An 18,865-nucleotide genomic window follows, 5' to 3' on the forward strand; every position below is an offset into this window, starting at 1 on the left:
GATGCGCGACGGTAGCCGGTCCTGGCAGGCTCCCCGTATGCCGATCGTTGATGTGTCGCCCGGAGTGTCCCTCGCCTGTGAGACCTTCGGCGATCCCTGTGATGCCCCCGTTCTGCTCGTGATGGGTTTCGGCGCCCAGATGATCGCCTGGCACGAGGACCTCTGCCGTGCGCTGGCAGAGCGTGGCCGCTATGTGATCCGGTACGACAACCGCGACTGCGGGCTGTCCACCACGTTCGACGATCACCCCGTCGACATGGGTCGGTTCATCGCGGCCGTGAGCTCGGGAGACCTGCGTTCCGCCCTGGCGATGGTTCCCTACACGCTCCAGGACATGGCCGACGACGGCCTGGGCCTGCTCACCGCGCTCGGTATCGAACGCGCCCATGTGGTCGGGTCCTCGATGGGCGGGATGATCGCCCAGACGATGGCCATCAGTCATCCGGAGCGGGTACTGACCCTGACGTCGATGATGTCCTCGACCGGAGAAAGCGCCTACGGCCAGTCCAGTCCGGAAGCCCAGGCGGTGCTCTTCAGCCCGAAGCCGGCGGACCGCGAGGGGTACATCGCGGCGGCGGACCGGGAACTGCTGTGGGCCTCCAAGCGCTACGGCAACACCGCGGTCCTTCGAGAGCTGGCGGCCCGGAGCTATGACCGCGCCTACTACCCCGCCGGGGTCGGGCGTCAGCTCGCGGCGATGATCCTCAGCGGGTCACGGGCGGACGCCCTCCAGGAGCTCCGGGTGCCGACGCTGGTCGTCCACGGACTGGACGACACACTGATCGACCCCAGCGGTGGGCAACGCACCGCGGACCTGGTGCCCGGCGCCAAGCTCCTGCTGATCCCCGACATGGGTCACGACCGCCCGCGCGAACTCTGGCCGGAGATCATCGACGCCCTGGAGGCCCATACCAGTTGAGCCTCCAGGGGTCGGGACCGTCGTCCGCGGCCACCGCCGAGGACGACCGCGCCCCTACCGCGGATGCCCGGTGCCCTACCGCCACTCCCCGACCCGCCGTTGCTGCCGGGCAGACCGCAGCTCCGGCAGTTCAGGAGGGGTCGGCGACCAGGGCGCGCTCCCAGTGCTGGGTGTCCGCGTACTCCCGCATCTCGACGATCTTGCCGCCCCGGACGGTGAAGACGCCGATGTTCTTCTGCTGGTAGGGCCGGCCGGTCCTGCCGGTCGCCCAGGAGTCCCACTCGACGAGCACCTGCTCGCCCTCCCCGAAGACGTTGGTGATCCGCACGCCGACCTCCCGGTCCGGGTCCAGGTGAGCGAAGGCGGTCGCCAGGAAGCCGTCGATCACGCGCTCCCGGCCCTGCCAGGTGCCCGAGATCGGCAGGTCGCCGCCGTACCAGCAGCTGCCGTCCTCGGCCCAGGACTCCCAGATCACATCCTGATCGCCGGCCGCCAGCGCGTCGAAGTAGCGCCGCACCACGTCCCGGGCTTCGGTGTTCGTCATGAGAGGTCCCCTGTCTCGTCGTTGCGTCCGGGCGGCTTTTCCGCCCCACCTGAAGTCAAGCGGCAGACACCCCCCGGACCAAGGCGCACTCCACGAACGCATTCTTCACGGCTGGCGATCAATCAGCGCCTGGAGCACATGAACGTCCGGGGTGGGGCAACGCCTGAGGTGGGGCAACGCCCGCGGCGGCGAGGGCAAACGGAAAGCCGGGCCTCCTCCTCCCGGTGCGAGGAGGAGGCCCGGCACGACAGTCGATCGCCCCGGGGGCCGCCCGAGGCGCCCGGGCTCAGCCCCGCAGTTCCGTCAGGAACTCGATCAGTGCGGCGTTCACTTCCTCGGGCCGCTCCTGCTGGGTCCAGTGGCCGCAGCCCGGCAGCGCGATCGGCTCCCGGCGCAGGTTGGGCATCAACTCCGGTAGCTTCGCGATGAGTTCGAGAGTGCCGGGGAACGCCGGGACCAGGTCGCGGTCGCCGTACATGTACAGCGCGGGCGGGCTGACGACCGCGCCCTGCCAGGCAGCGGTCAACTCCCAGTTGCGGTCCAGGTTGCGGTACCAGTTCAGGGCCCCGGTGAAGCCCTTGGCGTAGTTCTCGGTGAGCTCGTCCAGGTCCTGCTCGGTGAGCCAGTTCGGCAGCACCTCGGGGTCGATCATGTCCGCGAGCCAGCCCCGCGTCGGGTCGGCCACCAGTGCCTGGTCGGCGCGGCCGGCGCCCGGGGCGTCGCCGGAGGCGGAGTAGAACAGCTTGCGCAGGGCGGTGCGGGTGTCCTTGGCGAACTCGGCGTCGGCGACCCCGGGTCGGTTGAAGTAGTTCCAGTAGAACCGGCCGCCGAACCGCTCCTGCATGGCCACGAGCGGCGGGCGCTCCCCGCGGAACGGCGGCGGCACGCTCAGCCCCGCCACACCGCGCACCATGTCGGGCCGCAGCAAGGCGGTGTGCCAGGCCACCGGTGCGCCCCAGTCGTGCCCGACGACGAATGCCTCCTTCTCGCCGAGGGCGTGGATCAGCCCGACCACGTCCCCGACGAGGTGGAGGATGCTGTAGGCGTCCACGTCCTGCGGGTGGTCGCTGCCGCCGTATCCGCGCTGGTCGGGGGCGACCACACGGAAGCCGGCGGCGGCCAGCGGGGCGAACTGGTGGCGCCAGGAGTGCCAGGACTCGGGGAAGCCGTGCAGCAGCACGACGAGCGGCCCCTCGCCCTCCTCCGCGATGTGCAGCCGGATACCGTTCACGTCGATCATGCGATGCTCAACCATGGGGCGAACATACTCCTGTGCGATACAGGTAGTGGTGCACGGGCGGCAACCCGCGCCGCGGGGCCGGATCGGCGCCGCGGATCACTTCACGAGGTCGGCGTAGAAGATGATGTTGGCCGAGCGGTGGCCGTCGACGATCTCGCCGCCACAGGTGAGCAGGCGCAACTCCGGGCGGTCGGTGTCGCCGTAGACCTTCTGGGTGGGGAAGGCGTCCTTCTTGACCTGCTGGCGTTCGCGGACCTTGAAGGTGGCGGTGGAGCCGTCCTCGCGCAGCACCTTGATCTCGTCGCCGACCTTGATGTTCTTGACGTTGCGCATCAGGGCCGGGCCGTTCTTGGTGTCGTAGTGGGCGACGACGATGGCGGCGCCCTTCTCTCCCGGGGTGGGGCCCTTGGTCCACCAACCGGGCTGCTCGGCCTTGTCCACCGGGGGCACGCCCAACTCGCCGTCGCCGCCCACCTCCAGGGGGACGAACGGTCCGGCGTTCACGCCCGCGGAAGGGATCTGCAGGCGCTTGGGCTTGGAGGGCGCCATGGGCGGGGCGGTCTCCTTGGCCGGGGTGGTCGCGGCGTTCTTGACGTTGACATCGGGGCCGGGGGTGTCCCCGCTGCCGCAGGCCGTCAGTCCGCCGGCGACGGCGAGAGCGAGCGCGGCACCGGTCGCGATGCGACGGAGACGGAGGGTGGGGGTGGTGGTCACGGCGACTCCAGGTGCATGGCAGGACGGCAGTACGGCGGTGGGCGGAAGTGGGGTGGCCCGCTCCGGTGAGGGACGAGCGGGCCACCTCAACTCTCCTGTGATGTGCCGGTGGTTCAGGCGCTGTTGCCGGACCGGCCCGCCTTGCGGCGGTGCAGTGCGGCGAAGCCGAGGCCCGCGGCGGCCGTGGCGGCGCCGCCACCGGCGAGCAGCATGCTGTGGTCGCCGGACTGGACGCCTTCGGCACCGGCCTTGACGCCGCCCTTGGGGATGACCTTGCCCTGGTTCTTCGGCGTGGCCTTGCCCTGGTCCTGCTTCTTGCCCTTGCCGTCCTTGCCCTTGCCGTCCTTGTGGTCCGGCTTCTTGTTGCCGCCCTCGACCCAGGAGGTCATGGCGCCGTCGGGCTGCAGGACGAAGTGGGCGCCGTTGTGCTGACCGTAGGCGGGCTTACCACCCGTGGTCTCCAACGTGTCGTACTTGACGAGCTTGCCGGTGTCGGGCGCCTTTGCGTACATGTCGGCCTGGTAGTGGTTCTGGCCGAGCTTGTAGATCTTGGCCGTGAAGCCGCCGGCCAGGTTCTGGGCGCGGACGAAACTCCGCTCGCCCTTCTTGTCCTTGCCCTTGTCCTTGTCCTGGCTGCCCTTGTTCTTCCCCTGGCTGCTCCCGTCCTGGCTGCTCTTGTCCTGAGCGTCCTTGTCCGGGGTGCCGTTTTCCTGGTTCTGATTGCCGTCCTGCTTCTTGTCCTGCTCGGCATTCGGGGACGCGGGGTTCGCGGGGGCCGGGCTGTCGGCGAACGCGGCGGCGGCCGGGAGCAGCAGGGCCGAGCCGGCGACGGCGGCTATCGCGGAGGTACGGACGAGATTGCGGCGGCGCGTGGCCGTGCGGTGAGAGGAAGTCATCGGGAGTTCCTTTGCAGGTCCGAGTCGATTGTCGTCATCCGCCCCGTTCGGCGGCGATGTCAGGAAAGTTATTCATCCCACATCACGGCAATCCGTCGGATTTGTAACAGCAAGCCGAAGGCAGGGGCGCGGTGACACAACTGCGACAACTCCCGGGACTTTAGTCCCGAAGCTCTTGTGAATTCGGTAGTCCGAAAGGCGGAGAAACACCGAAAGAAGGTTGGGAATTCAATCAGGTGCGGGCGTCCATCGGGACTCGCTGACCACCGGGACCACCGGGACCACCGGGACCGCGTGGGCTTTATGTGCGGTCCCGGTGGCCGGGCGGACGCGCTATGCGGCGCTCATGCGCGTCACGGATTCCTGCTGGTTTCCTTGGTGAGCTGGTGGAATCCGCGGTCCAGGGCGGCGTCGGGCAGCAGCCGTGAGAGCAGCGCGGCGGTCCGGGCGTCATTGCCGACGCAGTAGCGGGTCCGGGGCTGGGCGGAGGTCAGGGCGCGGAAGACGGTGCGAGCGAAGTCCTCCGGCTGGGTGCGGCTGGATTCCGCTCGCTGTTCGTTCATCCGCAGGAACTCTTCGAAGGGCAGTCGGTAGAGGTCGGCGATGTCCTGGGGAGTCTTGTCCAAGATCTTCTCGCCGGTCTCCCGCACCTTGTGCCATATCGGGGTCGCGATCGCGCCCGGCTTCACGACGGAGACCGAGATTCCGAAGGGCCGCAGTTCGCGCCGGAGCGCGTCACTCATTCCTTCCTTTGCGAACTGTCCGGTCGCGTATGCGCCGAGGTAGGGAATCGCAACGCTGCCCAGCCCCGAGGAGATGTTGACGATGCGACCGCGACTCCGTCGCAGTTGTGGGAGGAACGCCTGGGTGACGGCGACGGCGCCGACGACATTGGTGTCCAGCTGTTGCCGCAGCCATGCGGGCTGCACGCACTCCAGCGGGGCGGAGACGCAGGTGCCGGCGTTGTTGACCAGGCCCCACACGCCGTGTTCGTCCACGGACTCGGCGACTTCGGCGGCAGCGGTGCGGATGCTCTCCTCGTCGGTCACGTCGAGGAGGAGCGGCCGCAGTCGCGCGGAGGACACCTCGGCGCGCAGCTTCTCACCGTCTTCGGCCTTGCGGACGCCGGCGAAGACGTGGAAGCCGCGCCGTTCGAGTTGGAGCGCGCAGTGTTTGCCGAGTCCGGTGGAGGCCCCGGTGATGACGACGGTGCGTCCGGCGGGGCTCAGGGGCTTGGCCTTCTGGTGGAACACGTGACCTTCCTTCCGTGGTGGGGGTGGTGCGGTTGCTGATCTGCCGGTCAGTGGCCGGTGTGGGGGATGTCGGGGGTGTCCGGGGTTTCGGGGGTGTCGGACGAGATGGCGGAGCGCAGGGCGTGGAGGGATGCGTCGGCGAGGTGGTGGGCGCGGGGGGTGGGGACGATGTCGTCGACGTAGCTGAAGTTCCAGGCGAGTTGGCCGTGGGTGGTGATGGCGGTCGCCACGACGGCTCCGGTGACGGAGATGCCGGCGACCAGCTGGGTGTGGGACATGCGCCAGGGGCCCATGCGGTCGGGGAAGTCGTGGCGACCGAGGTTGGAGAGGGTGAGGTTGAGCGGGCCCTGTTCGTCCATGTAGCGCATGAACGCCTCACCGTCGGCCGAGGTCTTGGGCCCCGCCCGGTCCAGGAGGTTGACCAGGGCCAGGTGTTCCTCGCGCTGCCGGCGGTCCACCAGGTCCTGGCTGATGGCGCGGGCCATGTCCCACAGGGGTGCCCCGGGCTGGTACCGGACGTGGGTGGGCAGGGTGGCCGCGTAGGTGCCGGCCTCGTCGTAGGAGACGGCGGGGTGCAGGTTGGAGCGGAAGTCGAGCGGGGTGCCGATGGAGAAGTGGGTCGGCTGTTGCGTGTCCGTCTCCTGGGCGACGGCGGTCACCATGGCGGCGGCCAGGGCTCCGTGCACGGTGGCACCGTGCCGTTGGCAGGCGCTCACCAGGAGCCGCAGTTCCTCCGTGGTGAGGGACCTGTGCACCATCCGGGTGCGCCGCAGCTGGAAGGGGACCGGTTGGCTGGGGGCGATGCGCCGTGGCCGGAGCCGGCGGCGCTGCTCTTCGTCCCGCTGCATGAGAGCCGTGAGGGGGCTGTCCCCCGCCTGGCCCCGGAGGTGGCGCGGCAGCAGGTCCTCGGCGGCGGGCAGTGCCCGACGCGACGTGGTCGCCGGTTCCTGTCCGTCGGTGAGCTGCGCGGCGATGTCGATCCACTCCCTGAGCAGGGACAGCCCCGTCATGCCGTCGGCTATGCAGTGCGACGACGTCACGAGCAGGTCGTGGACGTCCTCGGCGCGCTCGGCGCCCTCCCGCGTGATCAGTACGGCGCGCAGCAGCGGACCGGTGTGCCAGTCGACGCCTTCGGCGAGCTCGTGCGCGTTGACCTCGTGTTCCCAACGTGTGTCGGCGTCGGGGGCGTCGGCCGGCACCTGGACGTGGCGAAGCGGGATCGGCTGCCCGGCCAGCGGTCGGAACGCGGCGGGCGCTCCCCCGTCGTCACCACTGATCGCGACGCGCAGCAGGGGGTGTCGGGCCTGGAGGACGTCCAGGGCGCGGCGCAGCAGCGGCAGTTGCAGGTGGCCGTGAAGCCGGGTGCGGATGATGCCGTTGAGCGGTGAGGTCCGGTCGGCGATCCAGTACCAGCGCTCCAGCGGGCTGAGGGCGCGTCGGACGTGGGGTTGGGGGGAGGGGATGCCGGGGAAGGTGAGGGCCTGGGCGTTCTGCCGGGCGAGTTCTTGATGGGGCGTCAGGCGGAAGTAGTCGTCCCGGGCCTGTCGGGTCGCGGGGGTGTCGGCCTGTTCGAGGTCGCTCATCGACCGGGAGGCCACGACCATGGACCGGGTGCGGTCGCGGCGGCGTTCTTCGTACGTGCGCAGGGCGAGCGGCAGGTCGTCGCGGGCTCCTGGCTCGGCCAGGGTGTGCGCGAGGACCACGGCGTCTTCGATGGCCATGGCCGAGCCCTGGCCGAGGGTGGTCAGCATGGGGTGCGCGGCGTCGCCGAGCAGGGTGACCGGTCCCTCTCCCCAGCGTTCGAGGAAGGCGCGGTCGCGGGAGGGCACGGCGAGGATGTCGGCGGCCGGGGTGGCTTCGATGACGGCCCGCACTTCGTCGGCCCAGCCGGCGTACGCCCGGGTGATGTCGTCCTTGGTGCCGTCCCAGGCGTGGGAGCGCTCGGCGGGCATGTTCTTGGTGCCCCACCAGTAGAAGCGGCCGTGGCCGATGTCGATGAGGCCGAAGCGCTGTCCGCTGCCCCAGTAGTGGCGTACGCAGCCCGGGGTGAGCTGGGGGTGGTCGAAGGGGACGACGCCGAGCCAGCAGACGTAACCGCTGTCCTGGGAGGTTTCGGGTCCGACGAGTTGGGCGCGGATGGCCGAGTGGAATCCATCGGCACCGATGAGGAGGTCGCCGTGGGCCGTACGTCCGTCGGCGAAGTGGACGGTGACCCCGGTGTCGTCGGTCTGGAAGCCGGTGGCGATGGCGCCGAGGTGGAGGGGGCAGTCCGCGGTCGCGTCGAGCAGCGCTTCCTGGAGGTCCGAGCGGCTCAGGCAGACGCTGGGGGCGCCGACCTGGTCGCAGACCTCCTTGAAGGGCAGGTCCCTGATGGTCCGGCCGCGCTCGTCCAGGACCAGGAAGGACTCCGCGACCTGGCCGCGCTTGTCCAGGCCGAGGTCGATGCCCAGCGTGCCGAGTGCGGTGAGGGCGTTGCTCATCACCGAGAGGCCGGAGCCGGCGGCCCGCAGCTCGGTGGCGCGCTCGTAGACCGCCACGTCGATGCCGACCTTTCGGAGAACGGTGGCGCAGGTCAGGCCGCCGATGCCGGCCCCGATGACGAGGGCCTTGAGGGGCTGTTGGCTTGGCATGGTCAGTTCTCCTGGTGGGGTCGGTCGGGTGCGGTGCGGATCAGGTCCGCGACTGTCTTCGCCACGTGGTGGACGTGCGGTTCTTCCATGATCGTGAGGTGGTCGCCGGGTACGCCGACGACGTGGAGCGGGCCGTCGGTCATGTCGCGCCAGCCGTTGGTCGCGTCGGTGTGGCGGCTTCCGGCCGCGCCGTGCATCGCGGTGAGGACGTCGGGCAGGGGTTCCAGGGCGCGGATCAGGGTGAGTTCCTGGTCCGTCGCCCGGGGTCGGTAGTCGAGCGCCGCCTGCCAGTTCGCCTGGTAGACGCGGAAGAGCCGACGGATGACGGCTCCGGAGCTGCCGACGGGCAGCACCCCGAGCTCGGTGGCGAGGCGGGCGATGAAGTCGAACTTCTCCTCCAGCGAGGTCAGTTCGTGCGGGATGTCCTGCAGGGGAGAGTCGCCGCCGCGTTCCAGCCAGAGCAGCTCCCAGAAGAACCAGCCCAGCAGCGCGTCGTCGTCGTGGCGGTGGCGTTCGCCCTGGCTGAGCGCCGTGGTGTCCAGGAGTACCAGGTGGTCCACTTCCTGGCCCGCGGCCCGCAGTTGGCGGGCCATCTCGAACGCGACGAAGCCGCCGAAGGACCATCCGCCGAGGGTGTAGGGGCCTTGTGGCTGTACCTTGCGCAGCGCGGTGAGGTAGCTGTGCGCGATCTCCTCGACGGTGTGCAGCGGCGTGGTGCCGGGGTCCGCCCCGGCCGCTTGGAGGGCGTAGAGCGGCTGGTCGTCCGGGAGGTGGCGGGCGAAGCGCAGGTAGCACAGGACGTTGCCGCCCATGGGGTGGACCATGAACAGCGGCGGGCGGGTGCCGTGCGGGCGGATGGGCACCAGGGGGTCGTAGGTGGCGACCGCGTTGCCCGCGCGCAGTCGCGCTGCGAGTCCGGCCACGGTCGGGGTCGCGATGAACTCGGCCAGCGGGATGTTCACCCCGTAGCGCTGCTCGATCTGGACCACCAGGCGCATCGCGGTGAGCGAGGTGCCGCCCAGGTCGAAGAGGCTGTCGTGGACGCCGAGGGTGGGCCGGTGCAGCAGGTCCGCGAGCACCTGCGCCAGGGTGCTTTCGTAGGCGTCGCGCGGCTCGTCCGTGGTGGCGTCGGTGGTGGGGGCCAGCGGGAGGCGGCGCAGGGCGGCATCGTCCCGTTTCCCGCTGGGGGTGAGCGGGAGGTGCGCCGTCCATTGCAGGTGGGAGGGCACCATGTGGTCCGGCAGGGTGGTGCGCAGGTGCCGACGGATGTCGGCGAGGTCGGCGCCGGTGTCGTCGTCGCCCACGAGGAAGGCCACGAGGAAGCAGTCACCGTTGTCGTGCCGCCTGGCCACCACCGCGGCGTCGCGCAGGCCCGGGTACCGGCCGGCGAGGCCGTTGAGGGCCAGTTCGACCTCGGCCAGTTCGACGCGGTGGCCGCGCACCTTGACCTGGGTGTCGGCCCGGCCGGCGTAGGCGATCGTCCCGTCCGCCAGCACCAGGCCGAGGTCGCCGGTGTCGTAGAGCAGGTGGTCGCCGCCGGCGAAGGGGTGCGGGACGAAGCGCTCCTTGGTGAGGTCGCGGCGGCCTTCGTAGCCGTCGGACAGGCAGGCGCCGCCGAGGTAGAGGGTGCCGCGCGCTCCGGCGGGCACCGGGCGCAGTCGATCGTCCAGCACGTGGGCCTCGGCGCCGTCGATGGGGCTGCCGATCGGGGGCAGCGTGGGGAACGCGGCCGGGTCGCCGCTGAGGGTGAAGGCGGTGGCGACGTGGGTCTCGGTCGGTCCGTATTGGTTCTCCAGGACGGCGCCGGGCAGCGCCGCGCACAGTCCGCGGATCTCCTGGGTGATGCGGAGTTGTTCGCCGGAGGAGATCAGCACCCTCAGCGCCCGGGGGGTGATGTCCAGCGCCTGTGCGGTCTCGGCCAGTTGCTGGAGGGCCACGTAGGGCAGGAAGACCCGCTCGATGCCCTCGCGGTCGATGCGCCGCAGCAGACCGGGCATGTCGCGTCGTTCGGCGTCACCCATCAGGTGCAGGGTGCCGCCGGAGCACAGGGTGGAGAAGATCTCCTGGAAGGAGACGTCGAAGCTGAGCGGCGCGTACTGCAGGGTGGCGCCGCCCGGGACTCCGGTGACGGCCCGGATCTGCCAGGCGACGAGGTTGGCCAGGGCGCGGTGCGGCATGGTCACGCCCTTGGGCCGGCCGGTGGAGCCGGAGGTGAACAGCACGTACGCGGTGCTGTCGGCGGGGACGTGGGGCGGAAGGTCCGCGACCGGGTCCGGGGCCGGTTCGGTCGTCGACTCGGCGGGCAGGAGCAGCGCGGGGTCGGGGAGGAGGTGGGCGTGGGCGGCATGGGCGATGACGCGGAAGGGCCGGGCCTGTTCGAGCATGTGGGCCAGTCGCTGGGCGGGGTAGCCGACGTCGAGCGGCACCACGGCCGCACCGGCTCGCAGCACGCCCAGGATGACGGCGATCGTCCGGGGTGACCGGTCCATGGCGATGCCGATGCGGGCCTGGGGCGGGGCGCCGAGTGCGCGCAGGGTGCGGGCCACCGTGTCGGCCGTCCTGGCCAGTTGGGCGTAGCTCCACCGCTCCTCCCCCATCACCAGGGCCGTCGCGTGCGGGGTGCGGGTGGCCTGTTGGGTGAAGCGCTCGACGACGGTGGGGTGGGGCGTGGCCGGCGCGAGTGCCGGCCGGTCGGCGAGGAAGGCGAAGTCGGGCTCGGCGTGCGGGTCCTGGACCATCGTGCGCAGGATCCGCGCGTAGGCACGGGCGTACAGGCGCACCTGGTCGGCACAGAGCGTGTCGCCGTCGCCGTCGATCCGCAGCCATACGCGTCCGCCGTCGGGTTCGGTGACCGCGTTGACCAGGAGCCGGAAGTTGGTCTCCTCCCAGGTGCGGAAGGACCGCAGATGGACGCCCGGCAGGTCGAGGACTTCGGCCAGTTGGTGGAAGTGCACGTAGTTGAAGGCGGTGTCCAGGACGGGGCCGCCGTGGTCCTCCTGGATCGCGCTGAGCGGGTAGCGGCGGTGGGGGTGACTGTCCCGTTCCTGACGGAAGGCTTCGCGTGCCACGTCCAGCCAGGTGGCCTGTGCGACGTCGAGGCGCAGGGGCAGGGTGTTGAGGAAGAGTCCTGCGGTGCGTTCGGCGTGGGCGAGTTCGGGCCGTCCGTGGGTGAGCAGTCCGGTGGTCAGGTCGTGGGTGCCGGCGAACACGGCGAGTGTCAGACAGTGTGCCGCGAACAGCACGGACTTGACCGGCAGGTGCTGCTCGGCGGCGAACTTCCGTAATTCTGCTACGAGTTCACCGGAGAGGTCGGCGCGGTGCGTGACCGGTTCGCGGTCGGCGGTGGGCAGGTGCGCGGTGAACGCCTCGATCTGCAAGGGTTCGCAGCCGGCCAGCTTCTCCCTCCAATACCGTCGCGCCTGCGGGGAGGCCAGGGCGTCGCGCTCGTGTTGTGCGAAGGAGGCCGCGGTGGGCGGTTGCGGATCGTCGACGGGGTCGATGCCCAGTCCCAGTCCGTGCGCGTAGTCCTGGAGGAGTTCCTGCAGGAGGGTGGCCACGCTTCCGCCGTCGAGGAGCGCATGGTGGAAGCTGAGAACCAGATCGACGCCGTCGGGCCGGATGTGCGCCCGGAAGAGGTACGGCGGTGCCTGGTCGAAGGCGTAGGCGTGGCGGCGGCGGGCGTCGATGTGCGCGCGGACCTCGGCGTCGGCGGCGGCGCCGTCGAGCGGGCGCAGGTCGACGACGTCCAGGCCGCCGGCCGTCCGGGCGTGGACGATCTGCAACGGTTCGGAGAAGCCGGCCAGGGCGAAGGTCGAGCGCAGGGCCGGATGGCGTGCCACCAGCCTGTCGAAGGACCACCGGAAGACGTCCTCGTCCCAGGGGAGTTCGAGATTGTACTGGAAGACATCCTTGTAGGTGGCGGAGGTGGCGTGCTGGCGGCTGTGGTAGACCAGGCCGAGTTGGAGGCGGGTGAGCGGCCAGGCGTCCTGGGCGTCTTCCAGGCGGGCGCGGTCCACGCCGGATATGAGGGCGAACGGCGCGAGGGCCTGGTCGTCGCTGGGCCCCGTCCGGCCGTCGACGCAGGTGGCCAGCCCGGCGACGGTGGGGTTGCGGAGGAGGTCGGTCAGGGAGAACCGCAGTCCCTGTGCCTCGGCCCGGGCGCGCACCTTGAGCATGAGGATCGAGTCCCCGCCGAGGGTGAAGTAGTCGTCGTGGACGCCGACGGTCTCCCGGCCCAGCACGCTGGCCCAGATCTCGGCCAGGGCGGCCTCGGTGCGGTTGCGCGGCTGCTGACCGGTGGTCGGCGTGTCCTCGGGCAGGGGCAGCGCGCGGCGGTCGGCCTTGCCGTTGGGAGTCAGGGGAACGGCGTCGATGCGGACGAAGGAGGCCGGGACCATGAACGCCGGCAGCGTCCGGGCGAGCAACTCGCGCAGGTGCGCCGGGTCGATGACGTCATCGGCGACGTAGTAGCCGACGAGCCGGGTGCCGCGAGCGGGGGTGGTGTGGTCGGTGACGAGGGCGTCGCGTACGCCGGGGGCCGTGCGCAGGGCGCTGGCGACCTCGCCCAGCTCCACGCGGTTGCCCCGGATCTTCACCTGGCCGTCGATCCGCCCGAGGTATTCCAGGGTGCCGTCCGCCAGCCATCGCGCGAGGTCGCCGGTGCGGTAGAGGCGGCCGCGGGCGGTGAACGGGGCGGGGGTGAACCTCTGGGCGGTCAGTTCCGGGCGGTCCAGATAGCCGCGGGCGACGCCGACTCCGCCTATGCACAACTCGCCGGCGACGCCGACCGGTTGGGGCAGATCGTCGGGGCCCAGCACGTACAGCTGGGTGTTGTCGATCGGCCGGCCGATCGGGATCCGCTCGATGCCGCGGTCGGGGTCGCCGGGGCAGTCGTAGTACGACACGTCGACGGTGGCCTCGGTCGGTCCGTACAGGTTCACCAGGCTCGGCCGGCACTCCGCATCGGGTGCGCCGAAGACGTCGTTGAACTGCTCGACGCGCTCGGGCGGCAGGGCCTCGCCGCTGCAGAAGACCTGCCGCAGCGAGCGGGCGTCCGCGCGGGCCTGTGGTGTGGCCTGCAGCAGGTCGAGGAAGGGGGCGAGCATCGAGGGTACGAAGTGCACGACGGTGACGCCCTGTTCGCGGACGGTCCGCAGGATCTGTTGCGGATCCTGCTGGCCGCCGGGCGGCAGCAGGGCCACCGCGGCGCCCTCGACGGCCCACCAGAACAGTTCCCAGACCGAGACGTCGAACGAGACCGGCGTCTTCTGCAACAGGACGTCGCCGTCGCCGAGCGGATAGCGGCGCTGCATCCAGGCGAGGCGGTTGACGACGCTGTGGTGCTCCACCATCACGCCCTTGGGGCGGCCGGTCGATCCGGAGGTGTAGATCACGTAGGCCAGGTCACGGGAGTTGCCGAGCGGCGGGAGCGGGGCGCCGCTCGAACGCAGCAGTTCCGCGATGCACCGTACCGTCGTCGCCGCGGGCGCCGCGGTGGCAGACCGTTCGTCGTCGGTGATCACCACCTTGGCGCGACTGTCCTCGAGCAGGAACCGCACCCGGTCCGACGGATAGCCAGGGTCCACCGGTATGTACGCGCCGCCGGACTTCAGCACGCCGAGGAGCGCCACCAGCAGGCGGGGCCCCCGCTCCATCGTCACCGCGACCCGGTCGCCCGGACCGACGCCCTCCTCGCGCAGGGACCGGGCGATGCGGTTGGCCCGTTCGTCCAGTTCGGCGTAGGTCAGGGTCTCGCCCGCGGCGTCGATGACGGCCGTCTGGCCCGGGCGGCGCCTGGCCTGCTCCTCGAACAGGCTCTGCAGCGTGGCCTCTTCCGCGTAGGGCACGGTCGGCCCGTGGCTGCGCCCCGAGGTGAGGTCCTCGTATTCGGCGGCGGTCAGCATCGGCAGGGCCGTCACGGGCTGGTCCAGCATGTCCACACCGTGCGTGAGCAGTGTGCTCAGGTGGCCGGCGACCGACGCGATGGGCAGGTCCTGGTCGAAGACGTCGTGGGCGTAGTCCAGATCGACACGGAGGTCGGCGGTGTCGTCGAAGGCGGACACCATGACGCCCAGGGCGTCCTGTTCGTGCGAGGGGGCCGTCATGGCCGTCCGTCGTGCCACTCCGGGGAGGGGTGCCGGCCGCGGCCAGCGCAGGTAGGAGAGCGTGACGTCGAAGAGTTGGCGGGGGCCTCCGGCGGTGGTGGGCAGTTCGCGCAGGACATCGCCGAGTGCGAGCCGTTCGTGGTGCCGGAGCGCGACGATTGCCTGCTGGGTGTCGGCGACCAGTTCCCGCACTGTCCGCCCTCCGTGCGCCGGCAGTCGCAGCGGCAGCGTGTTGGCGAACTGGCCCAGGGTGTTCTTGTGGTGGCTCTCCGGCCGGTTGAGGAAGGGGACGCCGACTACCGCCTCCGGGCTGCGGTGCACCCGCGTCAGCCAGGTGCCGAACATGGCGGCGAGGTAGGCGAACGGCGCGAGTCCGGCCGCCCGGACTCGCTCGGCGATGCGGCCGTCGACGACGAACGAGTGGCGGCCGCGGCCGGCCCCGCCCGGGGTACGGGTGAACAGTGCGGGCTCCACGCCGGCGAGGGCTTCCCGGTGGAAGGCGCGGTCACGGTCGCCCGCCGTGCCGGCGCGGTAGGCCGCCTCCTCCTCGATGAACGCCAGGTAGGAGGACGACGTGCAAGGACCGGTGGCACCCCGTCCGCCGTCACCCGTGGCTCGCGCGTAGTCCTCCAGGATCTCGTGGCTCAGCCGGTTGACGGTCCAGCCGTCAGCGACGATGTGGTGCGCCTTGACATGCAGATGCGTGACGTCCGAGCCCTCCAGCAGCAGCGTGGCCTCGACCAGCGCGCCGCCCTCCGTGAGCGGCAGTGCCGTCGCCATCGAGCGCCGCATCCACTCGGCACAGGCCGCTCCCGGTTCGGGCTCGGATGCCAGGTCGACCCGGCCGACCTGGATGCTCTCGTCCGCCGCCACCCACTGCACGGGCTTGCCCGCGTGCTCCGCGAACCGCAGTCGGAACGTCGCGTGGCGGTGCAGTGCGCTCTCGACGCATGCGGCGAGGACGTCGTGGTCGATCGTGCCGCGCAAGCGTTCGTGGAGTACGCAGTTGAACTGCGGCGACTGCGGAGCCTGCGAACCGGCGGCCCAGATGTCCCGTTGATAGGCGGTCAGTGGGCTCTGCGGATGTTGCTGTGCCCGTGCCTGCGGGTCACGGGGGGCTGCGCCGGCAGCGACTGTCCTGTTCATGATCAACATCATGCCTACTCGCGAGTAGAACTGTGACGGGCGCCGGCGTCGACCAGGCAAAGAGGGACGAGTTCACGCCAATCGTCACGAGCTCCCCCTACGCCCGCATACCGACCCCGGCACCTCCGTGAACAGCACAGTGATCACTTCCGTTGGCCGGAGCGGAATCCCTCGCCCGCCCACCCCCCGCCCCACCAGAAGTTGTCCGAATCCGCAACACAGGCAGGTGACTCCACCCCTCCGACGTGCCAGGCTTCCCGGGCAGGGCTTGCCGCTCCGTCTTCGGGCAAGCCCACCCCGCCCCCGGGGCGTTGAGAGGTGTTCGCGCGCGCCCCCATCGCCCCGTTGCCCCGCCGACAAACCCGCAGGTCAGTCACCGCCCCGCGCCGTCACCGTCCCCCTGGCCTTCCTGTCCGCGGTCGCCGGCCTCGCCGCGCCGCATGGTGGCCGTGCGGTGCAAGCGCTGCAACCGCGGGTGTTGCGGTCTGCGGTGCTCGGTGACCGCATCGCCGACCATGGCCGTCACCGCGTCCCGCAGCCCGTGCAGGGCGTGCCGCGGCGAGCCCGCGCCCGGGTCCTCGCGCAACTCGGCCAGCAGCGACCAACACAGCGTCAGCATCACCAGCACGAACGGCAGCGCCACCAGGATGGTCGCCGCCTGCAGCGCGGTGAGCCCGCCGGCGATCAGCAGCACGGCCGCGACGGCGGCCATCAGCACACCCCAGAGGACGACCAACCAGGTCCTGGGGTGCAACGCGCCACGGCTGGTCAGCGAGCCCATGACCAGCGAGGCCGAGTCGGCACTCGTCACGAAGTACGTCATCACCAGCACCATCGCCACACAGGAGGTGACGGTGCCCAGCGGCAGACTGTCGAGCAGCCCGAACAGCGACGCCTCGGCACCCTTGGCGACCGTCTTGGCGAGGTCGGCCTGACCGGTCGCGTCCTGGCGGATCGCGCTGCCGCCCATGACGGAGAACCAGATCATGGTCGCGCCACTGGGGACCAGCAGCACGCCGACGAGGAATTCACGGATGGTCCTGCCGTGCGAGATCCGGGCGAGGAAGGTGCCGACGAAGGGCGCCCAGGACAACCACCACGCCCAGTAGAAGATGGTCCACCGCCCCATCCAGCCGGGATCGGTGAAGGCGCCGGTCTGTGAGGCCATGGGGAGCAGGTTGCCGAGGTATCCGCCCAGGCTCGCCGGGATCGTGTTCAGTACGTACACGGTGGGGCCGGCCACGAAGACGAACGTCATCAGGAGCGCCGCCAGCGCGATGTTGAGCGTGCTCAGCCACTTCACGCCCCGGTGCAGCCCGGAGAAGGCCGAGCCCACGAAGGCCGCCGAGAGCGCGACGATGATGACCAGCTGCAGGGTCCGGGAATTGGGCGTGCCCGCCGTCAGGTTGAGGCCCTCGGCGACCTGGAGCGTGCCGAGTCCGAGACTGGTCGCCGTGCCGAAGACGGTGGCGAAGACCGCCAGGAGATCGATCGCCGTGCCTGTCCGTCCGTTGGCTCGACGCTCGCCGATCAGCGGGACGAACGCCGAGCTGAGCCGGTTGCCGCGGGCCTTGCGGAAGCCCGCGTACGCCAGGGCCAGGCCGGCGACGCCGTAGATGGCCCATGGGGTGAGCGTCCAGTGGAAGAAGGAGTACTCCATCGCCGTACGGGCCGCGTGACCGGTGCGGGCCTCGGCGCCGGAGCCGGGCGGTGGTGACAGGTAGTGCTGGAGCGGTTCGCCCACTCCGTAGAACATCAGGCCGATGCCCATGCCGGCGCTGAACATCATCGCGATCCAGGCGAGATTGGTGAACTCCGGCTCCGCGTCGTCCCGGCCGAGTCGGATCATGCCAAACCGGCTGAATGCCAGGACGACACACAGCACCAGGAAGAAGTCGGCAGCCACCACGAAGAGCCAGCCGAAGTTGGCCAGCACCCAGTTCAGTGCGGCGTCCGACACGGCGGCGAAGTTGCCTTTCCCGAGCGACGCCCAGGCCACCACCAGCAGAACCGCCACCACGCCGATGGCCACGATCCTCGGGTCCGGGGGCTGGTCCTGGGAGTGTGGGTCGCGGGTGACTGGATGCGTGGGCTCCGTGCTCATGACGCCCCACTATGGTGGGAAATCACACGATTCCCCGCGCTGGCGCGCCGTCCACGAGCGACTCCGTACCTGCACAGGCACCGTTCACGACTTCCGGTGTGCGGTCGAAGAGCGCACCGAAGGCCAGCGGTGCGAGCCGGACATGGATTCCGTGGGAGGCGAGGAAGGTGGGGATTGGGAGCCGGGGAAGATGAGGATGTCGCCGGCGCGCCCGCGTACCCGGATGCCGGGCAGGGGGCTGCCGCAGGGGCGGTCGTCACCGTCTCCGTGGGAACCGCTCAGCCATCGACCACAGTCGACGGAGACCACTCCTTCCCGCATGACGTGAGCGCCGCGCGGGCGTGCCGTTGGAGCCGTTCGTCGTTGGCGCAGCGGTAGCGAGTCCGCCTCACGCCACGGACGGGCCGTTGCGGGGCCGCGGCAGGCGGTGGACACTTTCGCGATGTTCTCCGACGCTGACGCTGCCGCGCTGTACGACGTACTGAACCCGTGGGATCCCGACGGGCGTCCCGACGACGGCTTCTACTTCCCGTTCGTGATGGGTGTCGAGTCGGTCCTCGACGTCGGCTGCGGCACCGGCGCCATGCTGCGACTGGCCCGTGAGCGTGGCCACCGTGGCCGGCTGGTCGGTCTGGACCCGGACCGCGCCGCGCTGGACCGGGCCAGGCGCCGGTCCGACATCACCTGGGTCGAGGGCACCGCGGCGCAGGCACCGAGCGGTGCCGGCTTCGCTCTCGCGACGATGACCGGCCATGGCTTCCAGTGCCTGATCACCGATCACGACGTGCGCTCCTCACTCGCCGCGATCCACGACGCACTGCGCCCCGGGGGCCGTTTCCTCTTCGACACCAGGCACCCACAGGCACGGGCCTGGGAGAACTGGACACCCGCCAACCCCGATGACATGGTCGAGATCGTCGACGCGACCGGCCGGCCCCTGCGATACGGACACCAGGTGGACTCCGTCGTCGGCGACGTGGTCACCCTCCGCGGGACGGTCGCGCAACCGGACGGCACGGTGCTCCGGGTCCTCCACGACGATCTGCGCTTCCTCGATGTCGCATCGCTGGGCCGGTTCCTCGCGGCGGCAGGCTTCGACATCGAGGCGCAATACGGCGACTGGAACCGCGAGCCGATCACCACCTCCAGCCGGGAAATCATCACCGTCGCCCGCCGCCGCTCAGGGGCCGCGGATTCGTGGGCACCGGCTCCGGCCGAAACGGCGGAGTCCGCGTGTAGTTGACAGTGACGCCGTTGGCCGATCGCTGACAGTCGTGGGCCTCGTCCGACCGTGAGCGCGGCTGGGGCCCGGACC

The 18,865-nt window shown here is 70.7% G+C and carries 10 protein-coding genes; 2 read left to right on the plus strand and 8 right to left on the minus strand.

Annotation, left to right across the window (positions count from 1 at the left end; all coding sequences use genetic code 11):
* Nucleotides 1-37 precede the first annotated feature (37 nt).
* Nucleotides 38-919: an alpha/beta fold hydrolase gene (locus tag JNO44_RS33925; protein WP_205367749.1), complete on the plus strand. Its 882-nt coding sequence runs from the start codon at nucleotides 38-40 to the stop codon at nucleotides 917-919.
* Nucleotides 920-1,049: 130 nt separating this feature from the next.
* On the opposite strand, the gene JNO44_RS33930 is transcribed toward JNO44_RS33925, so the two are convergent.
* The 8 genes from JNO44_RS33930 to JNO44_RS33965 form a co-directional block, all read right to left on the minus strand.
* Nucleotides 1,050-1,463, minus strand: coding sequence for a nuclear transport factor 2 family protein (locus tag JNO44_RS33930; protein ID WP_205367750.1), 414 nt, complete (start codon nucleotides 1,461-1,463; stop codon nucleotides 1,050-1,052).
* Nucleotides 1,464-1,749: 286 nt separating this feature from the next.
* A complete protein-coding gene (locus JNO44_RS33935; RefSeq protein WP_240167779.1) occupies nucleotides 1,750-2,718 on the minus strand; it encodes an alpha/beta fold hydrolase in 969 nt (322 codons plus the stop codon).
* Nucleotides 2,719-2,799: 81 nt separating this feature from the next.
* Complete coding sequence (locus tag JNO44_RS33940) at nucleotides 2,800-3,417, minus strand: class F sortase (RefSeq protein ID WP_205367751.1); 618 nt, start codon at nucleotides 3,415-3,417, stop codon at nucleotides 2,800-2,802.
* Between the two features lie 113 nt (nucleotides 3,418-3,530).
* The gene (locus JNO44_RS33945) at nucleotides 3,531-4,313 is read right to left on the minus strand and encodes a hypothetical protein (protein WP_205367752.1); all 783 of its coding nucleotides are present in this window, start codon (nucleotides 4,311-4,313) and stop codon (nucleotides 3,531-3,533) included.
* Nucleotides 4,314-4,666: 353 nt separating this feature from the next.
* Nucleotides 4,667-5,566: an SDR family oxidoreductase gene (locus JNO44_RS33950; RefSeq protein WP_205367753.1), complete on the minus strand. Its 900-nt coding sequence runs from the start codon at nucleotides 5,564-5,566 to the stop codon at nucleotides 4,667-4,669.
* A 47-nt stretch (nucleotides 5,567-5,613) separates the two neighbouring features.
* Nucleotides 5,614-8,196, minus strand: coding sequence for an FAD-dependent monooxygenase (locus tag JNO44_RS33955; protein WP_205367755.1), 2,583 nt, complete (start codon nucleotides 8,194-8,196; stop codon nucleotides 5,614-5,616).
* Nucleotides 8,197-8,198: 2 nt separating this feature from the next.
* Nucleotides 8,199-15,446 (minus strand): amino acid adenylation domain-containing protein, encoded by a 7,248-nt coding sequence (locus JNO44_RS33960; RefSeq protein WP_205367757.1) that lies wholly within the window; start codon nucleotides 15,444-15,446, stop codon nucleotides 8,199-8,201.
* A gap of 373 nt (nucleotides 15,447-15,819) precedes the next feature.
* Complete coding sequence (locus JNO44_RS33965) at nucleotides 15,820-17,550, minus strand: BCCT family transporter (RefSeq protein WP_205367759.1); 1,731 nt, start codon at nucleotides 17,548-17,550, stop codon at nucleotides 15,820-15,822.
* A gap of 442 nt (nucleotides 17,551-17,992) precedes the next feature.
* On the opposite strand from JNO44_RS33965, the gene JNO44_RS33970 reads away from it, so the two are divergent.
* Nucleotides 17,993-18,793 (plus strand): class I SAM-dependent methyltransferase, encoded by an 801-nt coding sequence (locus tag JNO44_RS33970; RefSeq protein WP_205367761.1) that lies wholly within the window; start codon nucleotides 17,993-17,995, stop codon nucleotides 18,791-18,793.
* The last annotated feature ends 72 nt before the right edge of the window (nucleotides 18,794-18,865 follow it).

Source organism: Streptomyces noursei, assembly GCF_016917755.1.
Lineage (GTDB): Bacteria > Actinomycetota > Actinomycetes > Streptomycetales > Streptomycetaceae > Streptomyces > Streptomyces yunnanensis.